This is a genomic window from Mycobacterium sp. (genome assembly GCF_049683355.1).
Classification (GTDB): Bacteria; Actinomycetota; Actinomycetes; order Mycobacteriales; family Mycobacteriaceae; genus Mycobacterium.
Window position 1 is genome coordinate 1 of the sequence record NZ_JBAUJB010000442.1, and the last position, 3,201, is coordinate 3,201.

Annotated in this window: 2 protein-coding genes; both read right to left on the bottom strand. The window is 64.0% G+C overall.

Annotation, left to right across the window (positions count from 1 at the left end; genetic code table 11):
- Nucleotides 1-137: 137 nt before the first annotated feature.
- Nucleotides 138-1,223 carry an acyl-CoA dehydrogenase family protein gene (locus WA944_RS25310; protein WP_526375558.1) on the bottom strand — a complete coding sequence of 362 codons (1,086 nt, stop codon included), beginning with the start codon at nucleotides 1,221-1,223 and terminating at the stop codon, nucleotides 138-140.
- A gap of 28 nt (nucleotides 1,224-1,251) precedes the next feature.
- Nucleotides 1,252-2,409, bottom strand: a complete 1,158-nt coding sequence (locus tag WA944_RS25315) for an acyl-CoA dehydrogenase family protein (RefSeq protein WP_526375560.1) — start codon at nucleotides 2,407-2,409, stop codon at nucleotides 1,252-1,254.
- Nucleotides 2,410-3,201 lie beyond the last annotated feature (792 nt).

Sequence of the window (3,201 nt, forward strand, 5' to 3'; positions counted from 1 at the left end):
GCCGCACTGGAGAAGGACATCAAGAATTGGATCAAGAACTGGAACTCCGACCCGAAACCGTTCGTCTGGAAGAAGACCGCCGACGAGATCCTCGACTCACTCGCCAAATATATTCAACGAATTTCCGTCGCGGGACACTAGACGGATGTGGACATCGCAAGTTGCCTGCCGACCTCGTGCAGGTATCTCTCGGAGCCGCCGAGGAAGGCGCTCCAGCCGAGCAGGCGTTTGAGATATAAGTGCGCGTCGTGCTCCCAGGTATAGCCGATGCCGCCGAAGACCTGGATCGCAGTATCGGCAACGGTCGCCAGCCGGCCCGCGAACGCCTTAGCGCGAACAGCGGCCAGGTGGCGCTCCGCGGGCTGAGCGATGTCCGCCGCCCACAGTGCGTGTAGAACGCCGCTGCGCGCGAGTTCGACGGTCTCGTACATGTCGACGCAGAGGTGCTGTACCGCCTGAAAGCTTCCGATGGGCCGGTCGAACTGACGTCGCACCTTGGCGTATTCGATCGCAAGGTTCATCACTGCCGTCGCGGCACCCAATGCGTCTGCCGCGTGGGCGATCAGCACGTCGTCCACGAGTGCCTCAATGTCATTTGCCGACGGGGAGGCGAGGCGCTGCGCGGCCACATCGTTGAAGCTGACATCGAACAGCTTTCGCGTCTGATCCACGAGGGCCCGCTCTGTCATGGACATGCACGAGGACGCCGAATCGACGGCAAAGAGTCCCGTGCCGCGGGCGTCGTCGGCCAGGACGAGGATAACGTCGGCGGCGGCCGCGTCCGGTAGCGCATCAATCGTGCCGCGAAGGGCCCCATTCTCGACGACGGGACGCGGACCACGCAGCGGGCCGATCGTCGCGATCGCGGAACCGTCGGCGATACGGGTCAACAGCGACGCAGCAGCCGTCCCGGTAACCATCAGCTTCAGTGCGCGAGTCACCGCAACCGCGCTCGACAGCCAAGGCCCCGGGTGCACCGCGGCACCGAGTTCCTCCGCCACGACGCCCGCCTCGACCATCGCCATGCCAGAGCCGCCGTATTCCTGGGGTACCAGCACGCCGGTGGCGCCGAGAGTGGCCAATCCACTCCATACCTCACCTGTGGTGCCGGTTGGATCATCGAGCATCGGTCGGACATAGTTCGGCAGGCTGGCCTTTTCAGCCAGGAAGCGGCGCACGGTGTCGCGCAGGGCCAGTTGCTCGTCGGTCACTTCGAGGTTCATCGGTGCCCTTTGCTCTTTGCGCAATTGCTCATCGCCGCGGCAATCCCAACACTCGCGTTGCGGTGACGCTCTTGTTGATCTGTGTCGTTCCACCGGCGATGGTCAAGGAGCGAGACGTGAGACGATACTCTGACCACCGTCGGTTTCCTCCGAGCGGTGCGAGCACGTCGAAAGCCAAGGCCGCAAGTTCCTGGCCGAGCTCGGCCCACACGCTCTTGGCCAGGCTGGCCGACCCCAGCGCGTCGCCGCCGTGCAGCGTCGCGGAAATCGACCGTTGACAGAGCACCTCGAGGTACTTGATACGCACGGACACCTCGCCCAGGCGGCGCAACGTGGCCGTGTCCTCAAGCACCGGTCTTCCGTCGACCTCGCAGTCCGCCATGTCGGCCACCAGGTCCTGCAACTGCACGTCTAGCTGGGCATACAAGCGGGCCGCTCCTGCCCGTTCGTGGCTCAGCGTGGTGGTGGCCACCTGCCACCCCCCATTGGGCGGGCCAAGCAAGGCGTCGACGGGCACCCGCACATCGTTGAAGAACACCTCCGCAAAATCGGTGGCGCCGTTGAGTGTGACGAGCGGGCGCACCTCGATGCCAGGCGACGTCATATCGACGATCAGGCAAGAGATGCCCTTGTGCTTGGGGGCGTCCGTATCGGTGCGCACATAGAGCTGACACCAATCGGCGCGATGCCCCAGCGACGTCCAGATCTTCTGGCCGTTGACCACGTAATCGTCACCATCGAGCACCGCGCGGGTACGCAGCGAGGCGAGGTCAGACCCTGCTTCAGGTTCCGACATGCCCTGACACCAGATGTCGTCGGCGCGGACCATGCGGGGGAGCAGCGCACGTTTCTGCGAATCGGTGCCGTATTGCATGATCGCAGGCGCGATGTTGTTCATTCCGATCACGTTGAGCTGCGCCGGCGCTCGTGCACGAGTCGTTTCCTCCGCGTAGGCGAGTTGCTCGAGCACGGTCGCGCCGCGACCGCCGTACTCCTGCGGCCAGGACACCGCACCCCAGCCCGCATCTGCCAGCGTGGCATCCCACGCACGCAGCGTCTCAAACGTGTCAGGGTCACGGCCACGCCTGCGCCCAGCGGCCACCACCTGTTCGGTCAGGTTCGCGGCCAACCATGCGCGCAGCTCCTTGCGGAACTGCTCGACCTCCGGCGGGTATGAGAAATCCATGGTGTCCTGTCGGGATCGGTCATCAATTGGTTTCTTTGTTAAGTTATCTTTCTTTATATATTAGGTAGCATAGCTGCCGCTGCAGTTACAGTTGGCGACGGGGTTCTACAAGTGGCGCGCGGCGCAGGTGGCGGGACCCTCGCCGGCCCAGCAGCGCCGTGAGGCCATCGACGCCAAGGTCAAGGGTTCCACGACGCCTCCGATCAGGTGTACGGGCTCACCGCGGATCCTGGCCGATCTGCGCGACGACGGGTCCACCTCCAGGGGTCAACCCCAGTATGGACAGCCACCGCCGAATCCATCCTCGCCAAAATCCAGCGCGCACGCACCAAACTCGAACAAGTAGTCAGCCAAAACTGAGACGGACCACTAGGCGCGCCGTTCGACGCTTTTAATCCCTTAACTGTTGCCGCACCGGCTGCTACGTATCAAGCGCTGCACGCCGATCCGGGTGTCCACCCCATTGGGAGAAAAGGTTTCGCCCTGGCCGGCTATGACGATGTGCGGGCCGCCGCTCGAGCCCACGACGTGCTGATCTCCGGTCAGGGCATCACGATTTAGCTGCATCGCTGCCGACGTTGCTGACGCTCGATGAGCCGCGGCACGGGGAACTACGCCGGTTGCTTACCCCATTGTTCACCACACGACGACTCGCAGCGCTTGAGCCTATGATGCGCCAGCTAACAGGGTCGGCGATCGAGAGGATGCTGGACCGTCCAGGCGCCGATGCGGTCAGCGAACTTGCCGTGCCTCTGCCGGTCGCTGTGATGGCCGCGCTGTTGGGCGTACCGG

Excerpts from the sequence above, each read along its gene's own strand:
- WA944_RS25315 (WP_526375560.1), bottom strand. The coding sequence starts at position 2,409 with ATGGATTTCTCATACCCGCCGGAGGTCGAGCAGTTCCGCAAGGAGCTG.
- WA944_RS25310 (WP_526375558.1), bottom strand. The coding sequence starts at position 1,223 with ATGAACCTCGAAGTGACCGACGAGCAACTGGCCCTGCGCGACACCGTG.